Origin of the sequence: Bacteroides sp. (genome assembly GCF_028690125.1) — a bacterium.
GTDB lineage: Bacteria > Bacteroidota > Bacteroidia > Bacteroidales > Bacteroidaceae > Bacteroides.
On sequence record NZ_JAQVBV010000051.1, the window covers coordinates 1 to 23,113 of the forward strand.

20 protein-coding genes and 1 pseudogene are annotated in these 23,113 nt (G+C 38.6%); 20 read left to right on the forward strand and 1 reads right to left on the reverse strand.

Features of this window, described 5'->3' with window-relative positions; translation table 11 throughout:
- Nucleotides 1-7: 7 nt before the first annotated feature.
- The 8 genes from ykgO (at nt 8) to PHO71_RS22355 (ending at nt 4,325) form a co-directional block, all read left to right on the forward strand.
- On the forward strand, nt 8-124 hold the full coding sequence (gene ykgO / locus PHO71_RS22320) for a type B 50S ribosomal protein L36 (RefSeq protein WP_002558051.1): 117 nt from the start codon (nt 8-10) through the stop codon (nt 122-124).
- Between the two features lie 33 nt (nt 125-157).
- Nucleotides 158-538, forward strand: coding sequence for a 30S ribosomal protein S13 (gene rpsM / locus PHO71_RS22325; RefSeq protein ID WP_077152998.1), 381 nt, complete (start codon nt 158-160; stop codon nt 536-538).
- An 11-nt stretch (nt 539-549) separates the two neighbouring features.
- Nucleotides 550-939 carry a 30S ribosomal protein S11 gene (rpsK, locus tag PHO71_RS22330; RefSeq protein ID WP_004296327.1) on the forward strand — a complete coding sequence of 130 codons (390 nt, stop codon included), beginning with the start codon at nt 550-552 and terminating at the stop codon, nt 937-939.
- Between the two features lie 116 nt (nt 940-1,055).
- Nucleotides 1,056-1,661, forward strand: a complete 606-nt coding sequence (gene rpsD, locus PHO71_RS22335; RefSeq protein ID WP_300207752.1) for a 30S ribosomal protein S4 — start codon at nt 1,056-1,058, stop codon at nt 1,659-1,661.
- A gap of 12 nt (nt 1,662-1,673) precedes the next feature.
- Nucleotides 1,674-2,666: a DNA-directed RNA polymerase subunit alpha gene (locus tag PHO71_RS22340; RefSeq protein WP_300207754.1), complete on the forward strand. Its 993-nt coding sequence runs from the start codon at nt 1,674-1,676 to the stop codon at nt 2,664-2,666.
- 3 nt (nt 2,667-2,669) lie between these two features.
- Nucleotides 2,670-3,155, forward strand: coding sequence for a 50S ribosomal protein L17 (gene rplQ / locus PHO71_RS22345; RefSeq protein WP_300207756.1), 486 nt, complete (start codon nt 2,670-2,672; stop codon nt 3,153-3,155).
- Between the two features lie 137 nt (nt 3,156-3,292).
- The gene (locus tag PHO71_RS22350; protein ID WP_300207759.1) at nt 3,293-3,688 is read left to right on the forward strand and encodes a hypothetical protein; all 396 of its coding nucleotides are present in this window, start codon (nt 3,293-3,295) and stop codon (nt 3,686-3,688) included.
- A gap of 97 nt (nt 3,689-3,785) precedes the next feature.
- A complete protein-coding gene (locus PHO71_RS22355) occupies nt 3,786-4,325 on the forward strand; it encodes a hypothetical protein (protein ID WP_300207762.1) in 540 nt (179 codons plus the stop codon).
- A 29-nt stretch (nt 4,326-4,354) separates the two neighbouring features.
- On the opposite strand, the gene PHO71_RS22360 is transcribed toward PHO71_RS22355, so the two are convergent.
- Nucleotides 4,355-6,169, reverse strand: coding sequence for a MutS family DNA mismatch repair protein (locus PHO71_RS22360; protein ID WP_300207765.1), 1,815 nt, complete (start codon nt 6,167-6,169; stop codon nt 4,355-4,357).
- Nucleotides 6,170-6,472: 303 nt separating this feature from the next.
- Here PHO71_RS22360 and PHO71_RS22365 point away from each other — a divergent pair, with 303 nt between their 5' ends.
- From PHO71_RS22365 to PHO71_RS22420, 12 genes and pseudogenes are all read left to right on the forward strand, one after another.
- A complete protein-coding gene (locus tag PHO71_RS22365) occupies nt 6,473-7,114 on the forward strand; it encodes a DUF6563 family protein (protein WP_300207768.1) in 642 nt (213 codons plus the stop codon).
- Between the two features lie 298 nt (nt 7,115-7,412).
- A pseudogene (locus PHO71_RS22370) lies at nt 7,413-7,728 on the forward strand (urocanate hydratase); the annotation flags it as partial.
- A 458-nt stretch (nt 7,729-8,186) separates the two neighbouring features.
- Nucleotides 8,187-8,843, forward strand: a complete 657-nt coding sequence (locus tag PHO71_RS22375; RefSeq protein WP_300207770.1) for a TetR/AcrR family transcriptional regulator — start codon at nt 8,187-8,189, stop codon at nt 8,841-8,843.
- Between the two features lie 42 nt (nt 8,844-8,885).
- Nucleotides 8,886-10,238, forward strand: a complete 1,353-nt coding sequence (locus PHO71_RS22380) for a TolC family protein (protein WP_300207773.1) — start codon at nt 8,886-8,888, stop codon at nt 10,236-10,238.
- Between the two features lie 25 nt (nt 10,239-10,263).
- Complete coding sequence (locus PHO71_RS22385; RefSeq protein ID WP_300207776.1) at nt 10,264-11,277, forward strand: efflux RND transporter periplasmic adaptor subunit; 1,014 nt, start codon at nt 10,264-10,266, stop codon at nt 11,275-11,277.
- A 13-nt stretch (nt 11,278-11,290) separates the two neighbouring features.
- Nucleotides 11,291-14,440: an efflux RND transporter permease subunit gene (locus PHO71_RS22390; protein ID WP_300207779.1), complete on the forward strand. Its 3,150-nt coding sequence runs from the start codon at nt 11,291-11,293 to the stop codon at nt 14,438-14,440.
- Between the two features lie 24 nt (nt 14,441-14,464).
- On the forward strand, nt 14,465-14,758 hold the full coding sequence (locus tag PHO71_RS22395) for a PG0541 family transporter-associated protein (protein WP_300207781.1): 294 nt from the start codon (nt 14,465-14,467) through the stop codon (nt 14,756-14,758).
- 123 nt (nt 14,759-14,881) lie between these two features.
- Nucleotides 14,882-16,273: an SGNH/GDSL hydrolase family protein gene (locus tag PHO71_RS22400; RefSeq protein ID WP_300207784.1), complete on the forward strand. Its 1,392-nt coding sequence runs from the start codon at nt 14,882-14,884 to the stop codon at nt 16,271-16,273.
- Nucleotides 16,260-17,174 carry an SGNH/GDSL hydrolase family protein gene (locus PHO71_RS22405; RefSeq protein ID WP_300207786.1) on the forward strand — a complete coding sequence of 305 codons (915 nt, stop codon included), beginning with the start codon at nt 16,260-16,262 and terminating at the stop codon, nt 17,172-17,174. Before PHO71_RS22400 ends, PHO71_RS22405 begins: the two co-directional genes overlap by 14 nt.
- Nucleotides 17,161-18,648 carry an MBOAT family protein gene (locus PHO71_RS22410; protein WP_300207790.1) on the forward strand — a complete coding sequence of 496 codons (1,488 nt, stop codon included), beginning with the start codon at nt 17,161-17,163 and terminating at the stop codon, nt 18,646-18,648. The genes PHO71_RS22405 and PHO71_RS22410 overlap by 14 nt, the downstream gene beginning before the upstream one ends.
- Before the next feature lie 77 nt (nt 18,649-18,725).
- Nucleotides 18,726-19,736 (forward strand): aldo/keto reductase, encoded by a 1,011-nt coding sequence (locus PHO71_RS22415; RefSeq protein WP_300207793.1) that lies wholly within the window; start codon nt 18,726-18,728, stop codon nt 19,734-19,736.
- Nucleotides 19,737-19,810: 74 nt separating this feature from the next.
- Nucleotides 19,811-22,573, forward strand: a complete 2,763-nt coding sequence (locus PHO71_RS22420) for an alpha-L-rhamnosidase N-terminal domain-containing protein (protein ID WP_300207788.1) — start codon at nt 19,811-19,813, stop codon at nt 22,571-22,573.
- The last annotated feature ends 540 nt before the right edge of the window (nt 22,574-23,113 follow it).

Here is a 23,113-nt window from a genome sequence, read left to right on the forward strand (position 1 = left end):
TTAAGATATGAAAGTAAGAGCATCATTAAAGAAACGCACGCCAGAATGTAAGATCGTTAGACGTAATGGCCGTTTGTATGTTATTAACAAGAAAAATCCTAAGTATAAACAACGTCAAGGATAATTTATTATTTTTGCAAAAAAAATAATTTAGTATATGGCTATAAGAATAGTTGGTGTAGATTTGCCTCAAAATAAGAGAGGTGAAGTTGCGTTGACCTATATATATGGAATAGGTCGCAGTAGTTCAGCAAAAATTTTAGATAAAGCTGGTGTAGACAAAGATCTGAAGGTTAAAGACTGGACAGATGATCAAGCTGCTAAGATTCGTGAGATTATCGGTGCAGAGTTTAAAGTAGAAGGAGATCTTCGTTCTGAAATCCAATTGAATATTAAGCGATTAATGGATATTGGTTGTTATCGTGGTGTGCGTCATCGTATTGGTCTGCCGGTTAGAGGTCAGAGCACTAAGAATAATGCGCGTACTCGTAAGGGTAGAAAGAAAACCGTTGCTAATAAGAAAAAAGCTACTAAATAATAATTGTTGATATGGCAAAAAAAACAGTTGCAGCTAAGAAGAGAAATGTGAAAGTAGACGCTAATGGACAGTTGCATGTTCATTCATCTTTCAACAATATTATTGTTTCTCTTGCAAATAGTGAAGGGCAGATTATCTCTTGGTCATCTGCTGGAAAGATGGGATTTAGAGGTTCTAAAAAGAATACTCCTTATGCAGCTCAGATGGCTGCCCAGGATTGTGCTAAAATTGCATTTGATCTTGGCCTAAGAAAGGTAAAAGCATATGTGAAAGGTCCAGGTAACGGACGTGAGTCTGCTATTAGAACTATCCACGGAGCTGGTATCGAAGTTACTGAAATTATTGATGTAACTCCGCTTCCGCACAATGGTTGTCGTCCTCCGAAAAGACGTAGAGTTTAATTTACCTTTAACATAAAATGATCTTGATTTTGTTTTTGGATTGCAATAATTTCTTCTCTGCAATCGCGGCTGCAACAAATTAAGTTCATGAATAAACAATTAAATATTTAAAAGAAATGGCTAGATATACTGGACCAAAATCAAGAATTGCCCGTAAATTCGGTGAAGGAATCTTTGGAGCTGATAAAGTTTTGTCAAAGAAGAATTATCCTCCCGGACAGCATGGTAATTCAAGAAAAAGAAAAACTTCTGAATATGGTGTGCAACTTCGTGAAAAGCAGAAAGCAAAATACACTTATGGAGTTTTAGAAAAACAATTCCGCAATTTGTTTGAGAAGGCAGCAACTGCAAAAGGTATTACTGGTGAGGTATTGCTTCAATTGCTGGAAGGTCGTCTTGACAATGTAGTATTCCGTTTAGGAATTGCTCCTACACGTGCTGCTGCTCGTCAGTTGGTTGGTCACAAGCATATTACTGTAGATGGTGAAGTAGTAAACATCCCTTCATATGCAGTAAAACCAGGACAATTGATTGGTGTTCGCGAAAGATCTAAATCTTTGGAAGTAATTGCTAATTCTCTCGCAGGTTTCAATCACAGCAAGTATGCTTGGTTGGAGTGGGATGAAACTTCAAAGGTTGGTAAATTGTTACATATACCTGAAAGAGCAGACATTCCTGAGAACATTAAAGAGCATTTGATCGTTGAATTGTATTCTAAATAAATAATTAATTTCATGGCGATATTAGCATTTCAAAAACCTGATAAAGTATTAATGTTGGAGGCGGACTCCAGATTCGGTAAATTCGAATTTCGTCCGTTGGAACCGGGTTTTGGTATTACTGTCGGTAATGCATTACGCCGTATCCTTCTCTCTTCATTAGAGGGTTTTGCTATCACTACCATCAGAATTGATGGTGTGGAGCATGAATTTTCTAGTGTACCGGGAGTAAAAGAGGATGTTACCAACATTATCTTGAATCTGAAACAAGTAAGATTCAAGCAAGTAGTTGAAGAATTCGAGAGCGAAAAAGTGAGCATCACTGTCGAGAATTCTAGTGAATTTAAAGCAGGTGACATAGGTAAGTATTTGACTGGATTTGAAGTGTTAAATCCGGAATTAGTTATTTGTCATTTAGATTCCAAATCAACTATGCAGATTGATATTACAATTAACAAAGGTCGTGGATACGTTCCCGCTGATGAGAATCGTGAGTATTGCACAGATGTTAATGTAATTCCAATTGATTCTATTTATACACCGATACGTAATGTCAAGTACACTGTAGAAAACTATCGTGTTGAGCAAAAAACTGACTATGAAAAGTTGGTACTTGAGATTACTACCGACGGTTCTATACACCCGAAGGAAGCGCTGAAAGAAGCTGCAAAAATTCTGATTTATCACTTCATGTTGTTCTCTGACGAGAAGATCACGCTTGAAAGTAATGATTCTGATGGCAATGAGGAGTTTGATGAAGAAGTATTGCATATGCGTCAGTTGTTGAAAACTAAACTAGTTGATATGGACTTATCAGTTCGTGCACTAAACTGTTTGAAGGCAGCTGATGTAGAAACTCTTGGTGACTTGGTACAATTCAACAAGACTGACTTGTTGAAGTTCAGAAACTTCGGAAAGAAATCGCTTACCGAGCTTGATGATTTGCTGGAAAGTCTGAATCTATCGTTTGGAACCGATATTTCTAAATATAAATTAGATAAAGAATAAAAAATGAGACATAATAAGAAATTCAATCATTTAGGTCGTACTGCTTCTCATAGAAGTGCAATGTTATCTAACATGGCTTGTTCTTTGATCAAGCACAAAAGAATCACTACGACTGTTGCGAAGGCTAAAGCTTTAAAGAAGTTTGTTGAGCCTTTGCTTACAAAAGCTAAAGAAGATACCACTAATTCTCGTCGTGTTGTATTTAGCAATTTGCAAGATAAGTTTGTAGTTACTGAATTATTTAAGGAAGTTTCGGTTAAGATCGCTGATCGTCCGGGTGGTTATACTCGTATTATCAAAACTGGTAATCGTTTAGGTGACAATGCTGAAATGTGTTTTATTGAGTTAGTAGACTATAACGAAAATATGGCTAAAGAAAAAGTTGCTAAGAAAGCTACTCGTACTCGTCGTTCTAAGAAGAGTGCTGAAGCTGCTCCTACTGTTGAAGCATCGGCAACTGAAGAATCAAAAGCTGAATCAGCAGAATAATTGTAAAATTATTCTTATAGATATAAAGAAGGTTACCCAATTATGGGTAGCCTTTTTTATTTATTTCCTAAACATACATTAAAAATATTTTGGAGTGAACGTTTCTCGCAAATATTCTGTTATATTTGCATGTGAATATGGCGAAATTTGTGAATATAATATTATTTCTGTTGCTAGCAGTTGCCCTGCATGGGATTGCAAACAATATTTCCAATGAAAATGTGGAACAGAATGAGTATGCTGGCACAATTTCTTTGGTACATCAAGATCAGATTGGTGCACCACAGCTTCCGTATTTGCCAGTTGCAGAATTGACTAGCAATTTGCAAAGTCATCAGATTTCAATGTCTCGTGTACAACGTGTGCAGACTGGTGAGTATTTCTTCTTATTAAAAAATTTTCTGCAAAATTGGGCTAAAAGGGAAAGTTCTTTGTCTTTGCATCGGGAGAAAATCTATGCGACGACTGTTTCCTGTTATTGTCAGCCTGCATGTGAATACTATGTATTTGCATTAAAACATATTATTATTTAGAAATTTATTTATTGGTGTTTACCTATTGCTAGTATGCAAAACGTACTAGTGGTCTTTTATTATTCTATTTTTACTAATAAATAAATTTTCTAATAATATGGCAACTCAAACTATTGATGCAACTATATTTGTATCTTCTCATCCTGATATCGCTAAACGAATTAGTATTTCTGGAATTGTATTCTCAAGCATTATGTTATTGGTTGGTATACTCTCATTTGCTTTTACTTTTGAACTGGAGGACAAATCGTCTACTATTAGTATGGCGCTAATGGTATTTGGAATTGGTCTATTCCTTGTTGGGATATTCCGTATGTTCTGGAAATCAAAAGAAGTTGTTTATGTTCCAACAGGAAGTGTGGCTAAAGAGAGTACTATTTTTTTTGATCTGAAGCATTTAGATAAATTGAAAGAGTTAGTGAATTCCGGAACTTTCTCTATTGATTCAGATATTAAAAGTGAAACAAGCGGTAATCTTCGTATGGACGTAATACTTTCCGAAGATAAAAAATTTGCTGCTGTTCAGTTGTTCCAATTTGTTCCCTATACATACCAACCGATAACAATAGTACACTATTTTACGAATCGAGAGGCTACGGCTGTAGCTACTTTCTTGGCTAAAAGTAAGCTGAATTAAATTTCTGATTCTTTAAATTTGATGGGGATTTAGTCGTCGATGACGGCTATCCCCATTTTTTTCATTAAAAAGCAGGCATTCATATTTTGTGCAACTCCATCTCTCATTTCATATGAAAAAGTCAGTTCATTGTTAGTAATATCGGCTTCAAAACAATAATTCTGGATATTTTGTGGAAAGGAATCTGTCAAGGTGCTTAATAATAAGTCATGAGTGGCAATTATGCCATTAGCATTCATATTCATGAATTGTTTTATGAGAGCAAAAGACCCTTTTTGTTTATCTACCGAATTAGTTCCTTTTAGAATTTCATCGAGTATAATGAATAATTCTTCGCCAGCTTGAAGCTTGTCAATGATGAGTTTTAGTCGTTTAAGTTCTGCAAAGAAATAAGATTCATTATCGGTTAGCGAGTCACTTGTACGTAGGCTGGTAATGAGCCGAGCCGGGAATATCTCCATCTGTTTAGCCCATACAGGTGCACCTATACAGGCAAGGATATAGTTAATTCCTACAGTACGCAAATAAGTACTCTTTCCTGCCATGTTTGCTCCGGTGATGATAATAAAGAAAGGACGTTTTTCTATTGTAATACCGTTTGTTATGCATTTATTACGGTCCATAAGGGGATGTCCTAAAGCTTCTGCTTTTAAGTGGAACGAATGTGAGCCTATTTTGGGGTAAATATATTCCGGATGATTGTAGGCAAATGTTGCTAGTGAACAATAGGCATCAATGTTTCCGATAGCCTCTAGCCAGCGGGGAAGATCGTAGGCATGAGACTCTTTCCACTTCTCAATTCGCATTACTTGGTGTAATTCCCAAAACACAAGACCGTTTAAAACAGTACTCATTAATATGTTACTGCGTTGGTCTAGTGCATTCATTAGTTTGGACAATCGATGTACTGCTTGCGAAGCTTTTTGATTCTGACTAGTCAGTTCGGTCTTTAGTTCTTGAAGGATAGGACTGTGCATTTCTTTTTTTTCGGTGAGAAGAATCTGATCGGCATAGGTAGACAATATTTGTAGTTTTTCTCCATATGTTACTTGCATTTTGGTGATTCCTTTTGAGAATATGAAGCTGAATATGACGAAACATACAAATACTATACCCGCGATGTTCCCTGGAATAAAACCAAAAATAGAGGCCCCAATACAAAATAGATTGATGACAGTTACAACCGTCGGCAGTATTCGTAGAAAAGCGTGTTTACGGTAATAACTAGTGCTGGCTGCCCATTGATTGATTTCGGAAGTATCTGCAGATTTTCCTTTGTAAAGTAATCCTAATACACGGAATTTTTGACGATACTCTAGATACGAAGATAATTCTTGTATGGCTTTTTGCCGTTGAACGATAGCCTCTTTATTTTCGAGATGAGTGTTAAACCACTTGGCTAGTTGTTCTTTTCCAATAGGAGTCGAACTTCGGTTGATGTATTGGAAAAGAGAATGGTCCCCAAATACATCTAAGTCGTAAGTATATAGATGAGACGGATTAATATATTCTTTACCATCATCAAAATCGAAAAAATCGTATTGAATGGCACGAAGTTCCTGGTTATTAATTTCTATCTTTTTTTTCAAAAAGTCTTTTTTATGAAACCACAGATTATGTCGTTTCACTAACCAGATAAACAGAAGAATGGGGAGGACGGAAAAAGGGAGAATATATATCCATCCCTCGTTCCAGAAGTAAACTGCTGCTATCACAGCTTCAATAAATAGAATTACTCGTAATAGGCTGATATTCCGAATTTGTTTGCGAGTCTTTTGTAATTCCAGTTCTGATTCGGCAATAGTTTTCTGATAAGTTTGTATAATGTCTTCTAATGTTTTCATACGATAATTTACTTAAAATATTTTTAGTTTCGGACAAAGATACTATTATTTGTAAAGGTTAAGAAAGAAGACTATCTCTCTTAAATGTAGATTTACTGTTTATTAACGCTCGCGAAAGTATAAGTGTTTATAAAGAGATTTTCCTTTATTTATGGTAATGTGACGGAGTATTACATTGTTTTCTGTTGATGGATAATCGTTTTTTCTTTTATAATTTTTCTTTTTCCAAACTTGCATTTATCCGGTTAAATATATAACTTTCCACACCAAAAGACGTTAAGTAAGGGAGAAAGAGGATTACTTATGAAAAGAAGATGTTTTTTATGGTTATTTTTAGTCGCAATTAGTCTTCCGTCGGTTGCGCAGAGTATTATTTACTCCAATCTGAAGGGGCTATTAGCTCAGAATGGTGATACGGTAACTGTGTTAAGGATTGAGAAGCGTTCCAGGAATCAGATAGTTTTGACTGGAGGTGCTGATTATCGGATAACCGCCGGTAAGGATGAGTCGATGTGCCGTTTGTTGAAGAAGCGTTGTTTTGCCGTGCGTACGAATCAGGGAGAGCTTTATGTCAATTGCCGCAAATTACGCTATAAGAAATTACGTTTTGGAGTTTGGTATGCTCCTGCTGTACAGTTGGGAAATAATATATATTTTTGTGCGATGCCTTTAGGCTCTAAGATTGGTGAAAAATTTGTGGAAGAGAATGATGTAAAGCTCGGAGGCGATGTAGGAGATGCTTTAGCAGCCTCAGGTTTGGTTACCAAACGTGTATGTTATGTGCTTAATGGCGAAACAGGTAAGATTGATTTTCTAGGGCAAGAAGAAATGCTTAAATTACTAAAAAATCACCCGGACTGGAAACGGTCTTACCTAAATGAAGATAGTCAAGAGGCGGAGAATACTTTCAAATACCTATTGATGTTACAGAATCAAAATAAATAGTTGTTTTCTATAATTAGGAGCCTATACCCTATTGTTGTTAGTCTTTCAGATTTCGTTGCTTACACGATTTAAAGTACATTTTTTTTCTGACCAATGTTCAATTAAAATTAGTTGGTCATATTCTTCTAAAATTCATTGCTTATACAGTGACCCGTTTAGAGGCTGGTAAAACACATTATCAGCTAATATTGAATTACTCCTGAATGAATAGGCAGATATTCTTATAATTCTTTTCTTATCTTGCGAAGAGTTAAAAGGCTGTATTGCTTACAGTTTGTAATCCTTAATTCAGCTTATTATGAGAATGACTCTTGGTAACACTTTGCTTCTCTTCCAACTATTATAGCAGGTATTTGGAGAGAATCTGACTGTGGATATACACTTCCTCTGGTCTAGACTACTAAAACATTAAAAATACCTTGCGTTATATTCCTTCCGAACTGCATGAGTAACTAGCTCCTGAATTTATGAATGAATTGTGTATCCGTGGCAGAATTTGCGGATACTGTTTTGGTCCCGTAGGAAACTTGAAAGCGAAACCGATTGATGAATACCGTAGTAAATGTATTGAATGCAAAGACTTTCAGCTGGTGGTTGATAATAATCTCAGTTTCTAGATTGCCCTGTGTTCCTATCGGGAAGAAGTTTCTTTTTATAAAAGACGATATAGTGATCTATAAAGAGATACATAAGATGGTTGTATTTCTAAAAAAACGAAGTTAAAATACTAACCTTTTCTTTATCCTTTTCTCATTTCGTTAATAATGGCAATTGTTATATCGGGTAAAAAGTCGTACCCTTATCGGCTTTTATCCGGCATTTACCGATTCTCACCCTTCAGATGACGAGAAAACTTTACCCTATTATCCTATGTTTCATACTTTTGTTCCTTATTTCCTATTAACACTTGTTTTCATATTTGTTGCCAGAATGATAATATTTATCAATAAGGCTATAAATAGAAGGAAACTTGATTTGACAATTGAGTTTTCTATATATCTTTGTTCACTTTCTCCTTTTATAGAGGTGAAATTGATGAAAACTAAGAGTCTAACCAAATAGAAAATGAGTGATGATAGAACATGGAAAAGACGCTTCACAACGGGCGGAATTAAGAGAACGGATTATAATGACAGCAACAGAAGCTTTTACTTCGAAAGGAATTAAGTGTATAACAATGGATGATATTGCAGCAGCCTTAGGAATATCGAAGCGTACTCTTTATGAAGTCTTTGCGGATAAAGAAACCTTGTTGAGAGAAAGTATATTGAAGATGCAACAAGATAGGGATAAATATCTGCAGGAAGTTTATGAGCACTCGTCGAATGTGCTGGAAGTGATTCTTGCTGTTTTCCAGAAGAGCATAGAAATTTTCCATCAGACGAATAAGCAATTCTTTGAAGACATCAAGAAGTATCCGAAGGTATATGAAATGATGCAGGACCGTCGAGATAGCGACTCCGAGAAAACCATGTTTTTCTTTAAGTCCGGTGTTGAACAAGGAATTTTCCGTTCGGATGTCAATTTTGCGATCGTCAATTTATTGGTGCGTGAGCAGTTTGATGTTCTTCTGAATACAGATATTTGCAACGAATACTCTTTCATAGAAGTGTATGAGTCCATCATGTTCACTTATATACGAGGAATTTCAACGGAAAAAGGAGCAAAGGTATTAGAGGATTTTATACAAGAATATCGTAAAAACCGGATTGGGCATATTGATGAATGAAAATCCGGCGACAAACATTAAGGATTAATTAAGAATGAGGTTATGAACAGAATGAAAAGATTTACAGGTAAAAGGCTATTTCTGGCGGTGATAGCTGTTGGAGTATTTGGCTTCACAAAGGCTCAGAAGGCAGACTCACCCCAGGATACGTTGGTTTTGACGTTGAATAAGGCCGTGGAAATCGCGTTGGATGAGAATCCAACCATGAAGGTGGCTGCAGATGAGATTGCCTTGAAAAAAGTAGCCAATAAAGAAGCCTGGCAGAACCTATTACCGGAAGCCAGCGTGACGGGAACATTAGATCACACTATTAAGGCGGCTGAAATGAAATTGAACAATCAGTCATTCAAAATGGGACAGGACAACACAAATACGGCGAATGCAGGGTTGAGTATTAATTTGCCGTTATTTGTACCATCTGTTTATCGTGCTATGTCGATGACGAAAACAGATATTGAACTGGCTGTCGAAAAGTCACGTGCTTCCAAACAGGATTTGGTAAATCAAGTAAGTAAAGCATATTATCAATTGATGCTTGCACAAGATAGTTACGATGTGCTTCAGGGAAGCTATAAGGTGGCAGAAGATAATTATAATGTGGTGAAGGCTAAGTATGAGCAGGGAAGTGTGAGTGAGTTTGATAAAATCAGTGCGGAAGTACAGATGCGCAGTATCAAACCGAATCTGATTTCTGCTGAGAATGCTATTACTTTAGCAAAATTACAGTTGAAAGTATTGATGGGCATTACTGCAAATGTGGATATCAAGATCAATGATATCCTGACAAACTATGAAACTGCCGTTTTTGCTAACCAACTGACAGAAGAACATCTGGGATTGGATAATAATACCACGATGAAACAATTGGACTTGAATATAAGATTGTTGGAGAAGAATATAAAAACTTTGCGGACAAACTTTATGCCTACATTGTCTATGAGTTTCTCATATCAATATCAATCTCTGTATAATCCGAATATCAATTTCCTGAAGTACAATTGGAGTAACAGTTCTTCTTTGATGTTCAATTTGAGTATTCCTTTATATAAGGCAAGCAATTTCACCAAATTGAAATCTAATCGCATACAGATGCGACAGCTTGATTGGAATCGAATCGATACAGAAAGGAAACTGAATATGGAGATAACCAGTTACCGCAATAATATGGCTGCCAGCTCGGAACAATTAGCCAGCAACAAAGAGAATGTGATGCAAGCGGAAAAGGCTGTGCAGATCGCCGAGAAGCGTTATGATGTAGGTAAGGGAACAGTGCTCGAACTGAACAGTTCGCAGGTATCATTGACTCAGGCACAACTAACTTACAATCAAGCCATTTATGATTACTTGGTCTCTAAAGCAGATCTTGATCAGGTTTTGGGAAAAGAACAAAGATAGATAACTAAAATTACAACTAAGGAATATGAAAAAAGGTATCCAATTAGTAGCCTTGTTATTGACTGTATTTATGAGTGCATGTACAGGTGGAACAGAAAAGGCAGCTGTGAAAGAAGAAGAGAAACTAAGAGTAAAAGTAGCCGACGTAACAGCTCGTCCTGTAGAGCAGATACAAGAGTATACAGCAACGGTAGAAGCGGAAGTAAAGAATAATATTGCTCCTTCCTCTCCGGTTCGCATTGATAAGATTTTTGTCGAAGTGGGAGATCGTGTTTCAAAAGGTCAGAAGTTGGTACAGATGGATGCAGCCAATTTGAAACAGACAAAGTTGCAACTCGACAATCAGGAGATTGAATTTAAGCGTATCGACGAGCTCTATAAAGTGGGTGGTGCTTCCAAATCAGAATGGGATGCAGCTAAGATGCAGTTAGATGTAAAAGAGACAGCTTATAGAAATCTGTTGGAAAATACAGCATTATTAAGCCCGATCAATGGAGTGATTACTGCCCGTAACTATGATAATGGTGATATGTACAGTGGTGGTAGTCCTGTGTTGGTAGTAGAACAGATCACTCCGGTGAAACTTCTGATCAATGTTTCAGAGACTTATTTTACTAAAGTAAAGAAGGGTGAACCGGTAGATTTGAAATTAGATGTATATGGTGACGAAGTATTTAAAGGAACTATCAACCTGATTTATCCGACTATTGATGCAGCTACACGTACTTTCCAGGTAGAAATCAAACTTGATAACAAAGATCAGCGCGTACGTCCGGGGATGTTTGCACGTGCCACACTGAATTTCGGAACAGCAGATCACGTTGTTGTTCCTGATTTAGCTATCGTGAAACAGGCAGGATCCGGTGATCGTTTCGTATTCGTTTATAAAGATGGGAAGGTATCCTATAATAAAGTTGAATTAGGCAGACGTATGGGGTCAGAATATGAGCTGATATCTGGTGTTCCTGATAACTCACAAGTAGTAATTGCCGGTCAGGCACGTCTGGTGAACGGAACAGAAGTTGATGTTGAAAAATAATTAAATTAAAGAAATGAGTTTATACGAAGGTGCGGTAAAAAAACCGATTATGACCTCCCTCTGCTTTTTAGCAGTGGTGATATTTGGTCTTTTCTCTTTGTCCAAGTTACCTATCGACTTGTATCCGGATATTGATACAAATACGATCATGGTAATGACCGCCTATCCCGGTGCAAGTGCGTCGGATATAGAAAATAATGTGACTCGCCCGTTGGAAAACACATTGAATGCGGTGAGTAATCTGAAACATATCACTTCTCGTTCTTCAGAGAATATGTCACTGATCACGTTGGAGTTTGAGTATGGTAATGATATTGATGTATTGACAAATGATGTACGCGACAAACTGGACATGGTAAGTTCGGAACTTCCTGACGATGTTGAGAATCCGATAATCTTCAAGTTTAGTACGGATATGATTCCAATCGTGCTGCTTTCGGTACAGGCCAATGAGAGCCAATCTGCTCTTTATAAAATATTGGATGACCGTGTAGTAAATCCGTTGGCACGAATTCCGGGTGTCGGCACGGTATCTATCAGTGGTGCGCCACAACGTGAGATACAGGTATATTGTGACCCTAATAAATTGGAAGCCTACAACCTGACGATAGAAACGATCAGTTCGATTATCGGGGCTGAGAATAAGAACATTCCGGGAGGTAACTTCGATATTGGTAGTGAAACTTACTCATTGCGTGTTGAAGGTGAGTTTGATGATTCCCGCCAACTGGAAGATGTAGTAGTCGGTACAAATAATGGAGCCAATATATTTCTGCGTGATGTCGCGAGAATTGTCGATACCGTTGAAGAGCGAGCGCAGGAAACATATAATAATGGCGTCAAAGGAGCCATGATTATTGTTCAGAAACAGTCGGGTGCTAACTCAGTAGATATTTCGAAGAAAGTGGCGGAAGCGCTTCCGAAATTACAAAAGAGTTTGCCGAGTGATGTGAAACTGGGTGTAATCGTAGATACGTCAGATAATATTCTGAATACAATTGACAGTTTGACAGAAACCGTTGTATATGCATTGTTATTCGTAGTTCTTGTTGTATTTCTGTTCTTGGGACGTTGGCGTGCGACATTGATTATTTGTATTACCATTCCACTTTCGTTGATTGCTTCTTTCATTTATCTGGCAGTTACCGGGAATACTATTAATATCATTTCTCTTTCGTCACTGTCCATTGCTATCGGTATGGTGGTGGATGATGCAATTGTGGTACTTGAAAATGTAACTACCCATATTGAACGCGGTTCAGACCCGAAACAAGCGGCTGTACATGGAACGAATGAGGTGGCAATTTCTGTAATTGCTTCTACATTGACTATGATTGCCGTATTCTTTCCGCTAACTATGGTTAGTGGTATGTCCGGTGTACTCTTCAAACAGTTGGGATGGATGATGTGTGCTATTATGTTTATTTCTACAGTAGCCGCTTTGTCACTGACTCCGATGCTCTGTTCTCAGTTGCTTCGTTTACAGAAGAAACCATCCAAAATGTTCAAACTCTTTTTTACTCCGATTGAGAAAGCTTTGGACGGACTTGATTTATGGTATGCGAAGATGCTCAACTGGGCGGTACGTCATCGTCTGCTTGTGGTTGTAGGCTGTATCGTTTTCTTCATTATCAGTTTGTTTTGTGCTAAAGGTATTGGTACTGAATTCTTCCCGGCACAAGATAATGCTCGTATTGCTGTGCAGTTAGAGTTGCCGATTGGTACCCGAAAAGAAATAGCACAGGAATTGTCGGAGAAGCTTACCAAGCAATGGCTGGAAAAATATAAGGGTATTATGACAGTATGTAACTATACAGTTGGTCAGGCAGACTCTGACAATACTTGGGCTTCTATGCAAGACAACGGCTCGCATATTATTTCTTTCAACATCAGTCTGGTGAATCCCGGAGATCGTAATATTTCATTAGAACAAGTCTGCGACGAGATGCGTGAAGACTTGAAAACTTATCCTGAATTCAGCAAAGCTCAAGTTATCTTGGGAGGTAGTAATACAGGTATGTCCGCTCAGGCAAGTGCAGACTTTGAAGTGTATGGATATGATATGGCAATCACCGATAGTGTGGCTGCTCGTTTGAAACGTGAATTGTTGAATGTGAAAGGTGTATCTGAAGTAAATGTCAGCCGTAGTGACTATCAGCCGGAGTATCAGGTAGATTTCGATCGGGAGAAACTAGCTATGCATGGGTTGAATCTTTCTACTGCCGGAAATTATTTGCGTAACCGGATTAATGGCGCCATAGCTTCAAAGTATCGTGAAGACGGAGATGAGTATGATATCAAAGTACGTTATGCGCCAGAGTATCGTACAAGTTTGGAAAGTATTGAGAATATTTTGATTTATAATAGTAAAGGTGAAGCTGTTCGTGTGAAAGACCTTGGTAAGGTAGTAGAACGTTTTGCACCTCCTACTATCGAACGTAAAGACCGTGAGCGTATTGTGACTGTTTCTGCCGTTATTTCAGGTGAGGCATTAGGTAATGTGGTAAATGCGGGTAACGCTATTATTGATAAGATGGATGTTCCGGGCGATATTACCATTCAGGTAGCCGGTTCGTATGAAGATCAGCAGGATTCGTTCCGTGATTTGGGAACACTTGCTATCTTGATTGTTGTTCTCGTATTTATAGTGATGGCAGCACAGTTCGAGTCGCTGACTTATCCGTTTATCATTATGTTCTCTCTGCCGTTTGCTTTTAGTGGAGTTTTAATGGCATTGTTTTTCACAAAAAGTACGTTGAGCGTCATGAGTTTGTTGGGAGCCATCATGCTCATCGGTATTGTGGTGAAAAACGGTATTGTGCTCATTGACTACATTACACTTTGTCGTGAACGAGGTTTGGCAGTCGTGAATTCTGTAATAACTGCTGGTAAAAGTCGTCTTCGTCCAGTATTGATGACTACTGCTACTACTGTCCTCGGTATGATCCCGATGGCTATTGGTGGGGGGCAAGGTTCGGAGATGTGGAGTCCGATGGCAATTGCCGTAATCGGTGGTTTGAGTGTATCAACCATATTGACGTTGATTCTGATCCCGACGCTATACTGTATATTTGCCGCTACGGGTATCAAGAATCGACGCCGTAAGTTGCGCCGTCAGCGTGAACTAGATCTTTACTTACTTCCGGAAAATAAAAATGACTAAATTAAGAAATAACAGATAAGAAATATGAAATCAGTATTAATAACATTCGATCAGGCCTATTTTGAACGTATTATTGCATTGCTGGACCGTTTGAACTGCCGTGGTTTCACCTATTTGGAGAAAGTTCAGGGACGTGGTTCAAAGACTGGTGATCCGCATTTCGGAAGTCATGCTTGGCCTAGTATGTGTTCGGCAATCCTTACAGTAGTCGATGATGATAGAGTCGATCCGTTGTTGGATACATTGCATAAGATGGACTTACAAACCGAGCAATTAGGCTTACGCGCTTTTGTCTGGAACATTGAACGAACTATCTGACGCTTGTCCTGTGAATAAATAAATTGAAAGGAGAGTCTCATTAAATAATGTAGATTTTCCTTTCTTTTTGTCACTTTTGTCTATCTTTGCAACCGTTTCAAGATTTTGAACGTGAGGAAGATTATGAAAAATTATCTGAAATATTCGTTGTGGCTGACTTTACTTGTGTTTGTCATTCTGGTTGGGTTGTATTGGTTGCCGGGTATAACAATTGCCGGACATACGATGAGGCGTGTTGATCTCTTGGGGGATTTACGCTATCCTAAACCCGAAGAGGCTGTTTCCGATTCAGATAGTATCGCCCCCCTTCCTGTGGTAAAGCCGACTTTTGTGGATACCTGTCGGACAGGTTTGACTTGCATCGAAGATTATAGTGACTCTACTCGTCGGGGAATGTCTCTCTTCTATGAAGCACTAAATCGCATCTCTTCTGGTAATTCCAATCATTCTGAGGATAATGTGGTACGTATCGCTGTATTTGGCGATTCTTTTATAGAAGCGGATATTTTTACTGCCGATTTACGTGAAATGCTTCAGAAGCATTTCGGAGGATGTGGGGTCGGTTTTGTAACAGTTACATCAATCACGAGCGGTTACAGGCCTACGGTACACCATACTTTCGGAGGATGGTCGAGCCATGCTGTAACAGATACAATCAATTTTGATCGGAAAAAACAAGGAATATCCGGACATTACTTCATTCCCGTAAAGGGAGCTTATGTCGAATTGCGAGGACAAAAAAAATATGCTTCACTGCTTGATACCTGTCAGCAAGCTTCTATCTTCTTCCATAATAAAGGAGATATGCAACTTACCGTTCGTGTCAATCGAGATGATGAGAGGGAATATTCATTTCCTCCTTCCAACGCTTTGCAACAGATGCATATAGACGGACATATTGGTTCCATACGTTGGACAATAAATGAGGCAGATTCCACTTTATTTTATGGACTGGCAATGGATGGCAAAAAAGGAATTATTTTGGATAATTTCTCTTTGCGTGGAAGTTCCGGACTTTCTTTACGGGGTATACCTCAGGAAATGATGAGACAATTTAATCGTTATCGTCCATACGATCTGATTATTTTGGAATACGGGTTAAATGTTGCTACTGAACGTGGGCGCAATTATGATAATTATAAGAACGGGTTACTTACTTCCATTGAGCATCTTAAAAATAGTTTCCCACAAGCAGGGTTATTATTATTGAGCGTTGGCGATCGGGATTATAAAACTGAGGATGGAGAACTCCGTACCATGCCGGGAGTCAAGAATCTGATCCGTTATCAACAGAATATAGCTGCGGAAAGTGGTATTGCGTTTTGGAATATGTTTGAAGCGATGGGAGGTGATGGAAGTATGGCTGATATGGTACATACAAAACCCGGTATGGCAAATTACGATTATACACATATCAACTTCCGTGGTGGCAGGCATTTGGCAAAATTGCTGTATGAAACATTAATTTACGGTAAGGAACAGTATGACAGGAGGTGTTTTTATGAGAAAGAGTAACCGCTTGTTTGTCCGCTTCCTGATAATATGTCTTAGTCTTTCCGGATTTTTCGTGAAGGTTATGTCACAGGATCAAATACCTGCCCATCCTCCTTCAGAAAAAATCTTGAAGAATGTAAAACCCATGCGGGAGATGAGTTGGATGGCTGATACCGTTTTTCTACCACAACTTTTCTTTCCTTCTGCTTTTACCAAGACCGGACACAATGAGATCATTGACAGTATTGCCCTGCTCGCTCCTGTCTTTGAACATCTCCGACAAGTACATGCCGGGCTTTCTGAAGATACGGTGCGGATCGTTCATATTGGCGATAGTCATATCCGCGGACATATTTATCCGCAGACTACTGGTGCATTGCTGACTGAAACCTTTGGAGCCATTTCTTATACAGATATGGGAGTGAATGGAGCTACTAGCCTGACATTTACCCATCCTAACCGTATCGCCGATATTGCCGCATTGAAACCCGAATTGCTGATTCTTTCTTTCGGAACGAATGAAAGCCATAACCGACGTTATAACGCCAATGTACATTATAATCAGATGGATGAACTTATTAAATTACTGCATGACAGTCTTCCCGAAATTCCTATCCTACTGACTACCCCTCCCGGTTCTTATGATAGTTTCCGTCAACGTCGGAGAAAACGTACTTATTCAATCAACCCGCGTACAGCGACAGCTGCAAAAACAATTCACCAATATGCAAAAGATCATCATTTATTGGTGTGGGATATGTATAATGTCGTTGGTGGACGTGAACGCGCTTGTCTCAATTGGACAGCAGCACAACTGATGCGTCCCGATTATGTACATTATTTTCCCGAAGGATACATCCTGCAAGGAAATTTATTATATCAGGCCTTAATCCAAGCTTATAATGACTATGTTACCCGTTGATATAGATTTCAGTCGTCTTAAAGAGGTGCTAACTTACGATCCGCAGGCACCAATGATATTTAATAGTGGTATCTTCCTTTGGTTGTTTACCGCTTTTATAGTGGTGTATGTGCTGTTACAACGTAAGTATACAGCCCGCATCTTGTTTGTTACCATTTTTTCATATTACTTCTATTATAAAAGTAGTGGTACATACTTTTTCTTGCTTGCCATTGTAACGGTGTGCGATTTTCTTTTGGCGCAATGGATGGATCATACCGTAGGACGTTGGAAACGTAAAGGAATAGTGACACTGAGTTTGAGTGTCAATCTGGGACTTCTTGTCTATTTTAAATATACAAATTTTCTGGGAGGAGTGATTGCTTCACTGATGGGAGGCGAATTTACAGCTCTCGATATTTTCTTACCGGTAGGTATCTCCTTCTTTACCTTCCAGTCGTTGAGCTATACCATTGATGTTTACCGTAAGCAGATAAAGCCATTGACCAACCTGCTGGATTATACTTTCTATGTATCTTTCTTTCCGCAGTTGGTGGCAGGACCTATTGTACGTGCACGTGATTTTATTCCTCAAATTCGTAAGCCACTTTTTGTTTCACAGGAAATGTTTGGTCGGGGCATCTTCCTGATAGCGTCCGGTCTATTCAAAAAAACGGTGATTTCCGATTATATCAGTATCAATTTTGTAGAGCGTATTTTTGATAATCCAACCCTTTATTCAGGAGTTGAAAATTTGATAGGAGTATATGGTTATGCTTTGCAGATTTATTGTGATTTCTCCGGTTATAGTGATATGGCCATCGGTATTGCTTTATTATTGGGATTCCATTTTAACTTAAACTTTAACTCTCCATATAAGTCAGCTTCTATCACCGAATTTTGGCGTCGTTGGCACATTTCCTTGTCAAGCTGGTTACGTGATTACTTATATATATCTTTGGGAGGAAACCGGAAAGGAAAATTTCGTCAGTATCTGAATCTGATTATTACCATGTTTCTAGGTGGCCTTTGGCATGGAGCTTCTTGGAACTTTGTACTTTGGGGAACCTTTCATGGTGTTGCTTTAGCTGCACATAAAATGTGGATGACTATTATCGGGCGTAAGAAAGGAGAGCGAAGTCATGGTCTACGTCGTGTATTCGGAATTATTATTACTTTCCATTTCGTTTGTTTCTGTTGGATTTTCTTCCGTAATGCCGATTTTGAAAACTCGATTGATATGTTGAAGCAGATATTCACAGCCTTCAATCCGCAGCTCTTCCCGCAACTGCTTGAAGGATATTGGCGTGTATTTGCATTGATGTTGTTTGGCTTTTTACTCCATTTTGCACCCGACAGTTGGGAAAATGCACTTTGCCATGGAGTCATCCGCTTGCCATTTTTAGGTAAAGCATTGTTGATGATAGCATTGATTTATCTTGTGATTCAGATGAAGAGTACAGAAATTCAACCGTTCATTTATTTCCAGTTCTGATACTTTTTGGCTAACAACTAAAAGCTTATTAGAAAATTTTTCTTTCCTTTGTAGAAGAAGTTAAAATGAGTAGTCTTATGGATGATTCTGTAAATTATCAGCATGCAACGGACCGTTATGATTGGATGCAATATAAATATTGTGGTAAGAGTGGCTTGCAGTTGCCTCTGATCTCTTTGGGATTGTGGCACAATTTCGGTAGTGTGGACGACTTTGGCATAGCAACTAATATGATTAAGTATGCTTTCGACAAAGGTGTTACACACTTTGATCTGGCAAATAATTATGGCCCTGTTCCCGGAAGTGCAGAAACGAACTTCGGTCGGATTCTGAAAGAAAATTTTCAGAGTTATCGTGATGAAATGATAATTTCTTCCAAAGCTGGTCACGAAATGTGGGCAGGACCTTATGGCGGAAATAGCTCTCGTAAGAACTTAATAGCGAGTATCAATCAGAGCCTTCATCGTACAGGATTAGAATATTTTGATATCTTTTATACTCATCGTTATGATGGAGTTACCCCTGTTGAAGAAACTATTCAAACATTAATTGATATTGTAAAACAAGGAAAAGCCTTGTACATCGGAATTTCTAAATATCCTCCCCAACAAGCACGCTTAGCTTATAAAATAATGGCAGAAGCGGGTATACCTTGTCTTATTAGCCAATATCGTTATAGTATGTTCGACCGTACGATTGAGGTTGAAGCTCTTCCTTTGGCGGCAGAGTCCGGTTCTGGTTTTATCGCATTTTCTCCTTTGGCTCAGGGGCTATTGACAGATAAGTATTTAAATGGTATTCCCGAACATTCACGTGCTGCACGTTCCTCTGGTTTTTTGCAACCTGCGCAGGTGACTCCTGAAAAAGTAATGATTGCTGGGCAGCTGAATGAAATTGCCCGTCGCCGTGGTCAGACATTGGCAGAGATGGCATTGGCATGGACACTCAGAGATGAACGAATGACATCTGTAATAGTAGGAGCTAGTTCCGTTAAGCAGTTAGATGACAATTTACACGCTTTGGATCATTTGACGTTTACATCTGAAGAGTTGGCTGAGATAGATAGTATCATGTTCGGCTTACCATAAGAACGTTTCCAAAAATGCTAGAAACGAACAATACCCCCAAATAACACCCCCTTTAAATAACCAGTCTTAATATAATGAAGAATTTGAGCTCAATTAGAATCCTGTATTTGCTAAGTGCACTATTCATCGTATCTACAGCATATGCTAAACTAAGACCTGTATCGCTGTCCTGTGAGTATATGGAGAATCCGTCAGTAGTCGATGTCTTGTCTCCCCGTTTGTCATGGATCAATGAAGTTACTTCGAAGCAAGCTCGTGGCGAGGTCCAGACAGCCTATCGGATAGTAGTTGCTTCTTCAAAAGATAAATTAGTGAAAGGGGAATTTGATATTTGGGATACTGGAAAAAGAAAGTCTTCCGATTCATATCTGATCCCTTATGAAGGGCAGCAATTACAATCAGCAAAGGATTATTGGTGGCGTGTTATGACTTGGAATGGGCGAGAAGAGGCGTCCGTATGGAGCGAACCTGCTTATTGGGGAATGGGACTTTTGTCTGCAGATGAATGGAGAGCAAAATGGATTGGTGTACCTTGGCAAGGAGAAGCACCTAGGAAAGCGCTTAAACCAAATTCTGCAGCGTATCCTTCTTATCCCTCTCCTCTTTTCCGAAAATTATTCAGTGTGAAAGATGGTGTTGTTTCAGCAAAAGTCTTTGTAACTGGGTTGGGGTATTTTGAATTATATATGAATGGTGAACGGGTGGGGGATGATTATCTCGTACCTAATTTTACCAATTATACGGTTCGGGATGATCTTAAATATGCAAATATTGCTATTGACAATCGTTTTCGTGATTATCGGGTGATGTATCTGGCTTATGACATAACCCGTCTGCTTCGCGAAAAAGAAAATGTAGCGGGAGCTATTGTCGGGAATGGATTTTATGATTGTGTGAGCCATTGGGTTTGCCCGTTCGGTTCACCCCGTTTTCTCTGTCAGATTGAAGTGACTTATGAGGATGGAAGCAAAGATATTATCGGCTCTGATGAAACGTGGAAAGTAAAAGAATCCCCCATTGTAATGGATGGTGTCTTTGATGGTGAAATCTATGATGCAAATGCCGAAGTGGAAGGTTGGGCAACAGTGAAATGTGATGATTCGAAATGGAATTATGCGATATTGCGTCAGGCCCCCACAGGAATATTAACTGCTCATACAGCTCCTACGGATAAGATTACAGAAGAACTTCATCCGATTACTTTTAAGAAATTGGAAGATTCGGTTTATGAAGTCGATTTTGGCAAAGAAATATCAGGATGGTTACATCTTAAAGATATTAAGGGACAGAAAGGTGATACATTAAACGTAAAATATATTTGTGAGTCACCTTTGGGAATTCAGCAATATATTTTAAAAGGAGATGGGAAGGAATCTTATGCTCCTCGGTTTACTTGGTATGTATTCAGTAAAGCTATTATAAGCGGACTTTCTGACTTGTCTGCAAAGAATGTGATTGCTGAGGCTGTAAATACAGATGTTAATATATCATCTGAATTCAAAACATCAAATTCATTGTTTAATAGGATTAATGAAATATGGCAGCGTAGTCAATTGGATAATATGCACGGAGGTGTAGCCAGCGATTGTCCACACAGGGAACGTTCTGCTTATACAGGAGACGGACAGGTGGCGTGTGTTACGGTCATGCATAACTTCAATGCTGCCGCATTTTATCAGAAATGGATTCGTGATATACGAGATGTGCAAAACATTGAAACGGGATATGTGCCTAATGGAGCACCATGGCAACCCGGGTGTGGTGGTGGCGTTCCGTGGGGAGCGGCTATGAATATTATGCCTTGGGAGTTTTATCTTCATTATGGAGATAAAGGTATGTTGGAAACAAACTATTGGGCAATGAAGGAACAAGTGCGTTATATGTTGCAATGGCTTACTGCTGATGGAACGATGTTAGCTAAGAGCACTAACTGCAATTCAGATGAACCGAATTATTGGTTGAACTTGGGAGATTGGGCACCCGCATTTGCAATTCCTTTGGAGGAACTGGTACATACATTCTATCTTTGGCGTTGTGCGGATTATACAGCAAAGGCTGCTAAGGCTATTGGCAACCCTACGGATTTTAAATATTTTTCCGAATTAGCAGAACGGGTGAAAATAGCTTTTCACGGTAAATTCTATGATAAAGAAAATAAAACATACGGTGATTATGGCAGTAATATTTTTGCTTTGGTGATGGGAGTTCCGGAAGAGTCGTATAAAGATGTTGTAGCTACCTTGCGTCAAGAAATAGTAGAAAAATATAAGAATCATTTGAATACCGGAATTTTTGGTACTCAGTTTTTCTTTGAAACCTTGTCTTCAAATGGTTTGAATGACTTGGCCTATGAAGTCATGAATCAATCGGATTTTCCGAGTTATGGTTATTGGATTGCTCAGGGTGCCACTACCACCTGGGAACAATGGAATGGCCAAGACTCACGTAATCATCCAATGTTTGGAGGAGGATTAACTTGGTTCTATCGTACTCTTGCCGGAGTAAATACAGATGAAAGTAATCCTGGATATAGGCATTTAATAATAAAACCTGCATTACCTCAGAAATTGTCGGAAGTTTATTATTCAAATATGACTCCTTTTGGTAAACTAGTGTCCGAAGTTCGACGAAATCCCACCTCATTAGAACTGAATATTTCCATACCAGTTGGTAGTGTTGCTACCGTTTACATACCTGTGAATGATTCTGATTCAATAATAACAGAAAACGGAAAACCTATAGCGTCAGCTGCCTATGTGGAAATGTTGGGCATAGGGGATGGCTATTGCAAAGTAAAAGTAGGGCAAGGTAATTATCGCTTTTTAGTTAAAAAGTGAGTTTTGCCTATGTTCTCTCTCATCCTACATATCCTTTTAGCCCCTTATTCTTCCACAAGCAGAAATCATTATCATGATTTTGCTATATTAGATTCAGTATGATTTTCCGATACTCTATCCCCCCATATTTTCCCTTTATCTGTATAGTATTAATCCGCTGAATATCAGCTATTAATATTCTACCTGATAACTATTAATACCCTTCCTGATAACTATTAATACCCTTCCTGATAACTATTAATACCCCACCTGATAACTATTAATACCCTTCCTGACAACTATTAATCCCCCACCTTTAAGCTATAAACAGTCTTTTTCCCGCCCGAATATAATCACACTTACCCATTTAGAATAATCCCTCCCCCTCATTTATTAAACACCTGATATTTTTTTCCAGTATCTCAATACAGAATCTAACAAAGCAATTTCCTTTTAGAATCATATGTTCATACCCTTAAATCCGTCAGAACAACACATTACCCCATTTGTTTATGTGCAGCAATCAAATATTCACCCCCGCGTAAGAAAGAACTTAAATCC

Coding starts and splice junctions, on each gene's coding strand:
- PHO71_RS22365 (WP_300207768.1), top strand. CDS start 6,473: ATGAAAAGAAGATGTTTTTTATGGTTATTTTTAGTCGCAATTAGTCTT.
- ykgO (WP_002558051.1), top strand. CDS start 8: ATGAAAGTAAGAGCATCATTAAAGAAACGCACGCCAGAATGTAAGATC.
- PHO71_RS22375 (WP_300207770.1), top strand. CDS start 8,187: ATGATAGAACATGGAAAAGACGCTTCACAACGGGCGGAATTAAGAGAA.
- PHO71_RS22400 (WP_300207784.1), top strand. CDS start 14,882: ATGAAAAATTATCTGAAATATTCGTTGTGGCTGACTTTACTTGTGTTT.
- PHO71_RS22410 (WP_300207790.1), top strand. CDS start 17,161: ATGTTACCCGTTGATATAGATTTCAGTCGTCTTAAAGAGGTGCTAACT.
- PHO71_RS22380 (WP_300207773.1), top strand. CDS start 8,886: ATGAACAGAATGAAAAGATTTACAGGTAAAAGGCTATTTCTGGCGGTG.
- PHO71_RS22405 (WP_300207786.1), top strand. CDS start 16,260: ATGAGAAAGAGTAACCGCTTGTTTGTCCGCTTCCTGATAATATGTCTT.
- rplQ (WP_300207756.1), top strand. CDS start 2,670: ATGAGACATAATAAGAAATTCAATCATTTAGGTCGTACTGCTTCTCAT.
- PHO71_RS22355 (WP_300207762.1), top strand. CDS start 3,786: ATGGCAACTCAAACTATTGATGCAACTATATTTGTATCTTCTCATCCT.
- PHO71_RS22390 (WP_300207779.1), top strand. CDS start 11,291: ATGAGTTTATACGAAGGTGCGGTAAAAAAACCGATTATGACCTCCCTC.
- rpsD (WP_300207752.1), top strand. CDS start 1,056: ATGGCTAGATATACTGGACCAAAATCAAGAATTGCCCGTAAATTCGGT.
- PHO71_RS22385 (WP_300207776.1), top strand. CDS start 10,264: ATGAAAAAAGGTATCCAATTAGTAGCCTTGTTATTGACTGTATTTATG.
- rpsK (WP_004296327.1), top strand. CDS start 550: ATGGCAAAAAAAACAGTTGCAGCTAAGAAGAGAAATGTGAAAGTAGAC.
- PHO71_RS22360 (WP_300207765.1), bottom strand. CDS start 6,169: ATGAAAACATTAGAAGACATTATACAAACTTATCAGAAAACTATTGCC.
- PHO71_RS22340 (WP_300207754.1), top strand. CDS start 1,674: ATGGCGATATTAGCATTTCAAAAACCTGATAAAGTATTAATGTTGGAG.
- rpsM (WP_077152998.1), top strand. CDS start 158: ATGGCTATAAGAATAGTTGGTGTAGATTTGCCTCAAAATAAGAGAGGT.
- PHO71_RS22415 (WP_300207793.1), top strand. CDS start 18,726: ATGGATGATTCTGTAAATTATCAGCATGCAACGGACCGTTATGATTGG.
- PHO71_RS22395 (WP_300207781.1), top strand. CDS start 14,465: ATGAAATCAGTATTAATAACATTCGATCAGGCCTATTTTGAACGTATT.
- PHO71_RS22350 (WP_300207759.1), top strand. CDS start 3,293: ATGGCGAAATTTGTGAATATAATATTATTTCTGTTGCTAGCAGTTGCC.
- PHO71_RS22420 (WP_300207788.1), top strand. CDS start 19,811: ATGAAGAATTTGAGCTCAATTAGAATCCTGTATTTGCTAAGTGCACTA.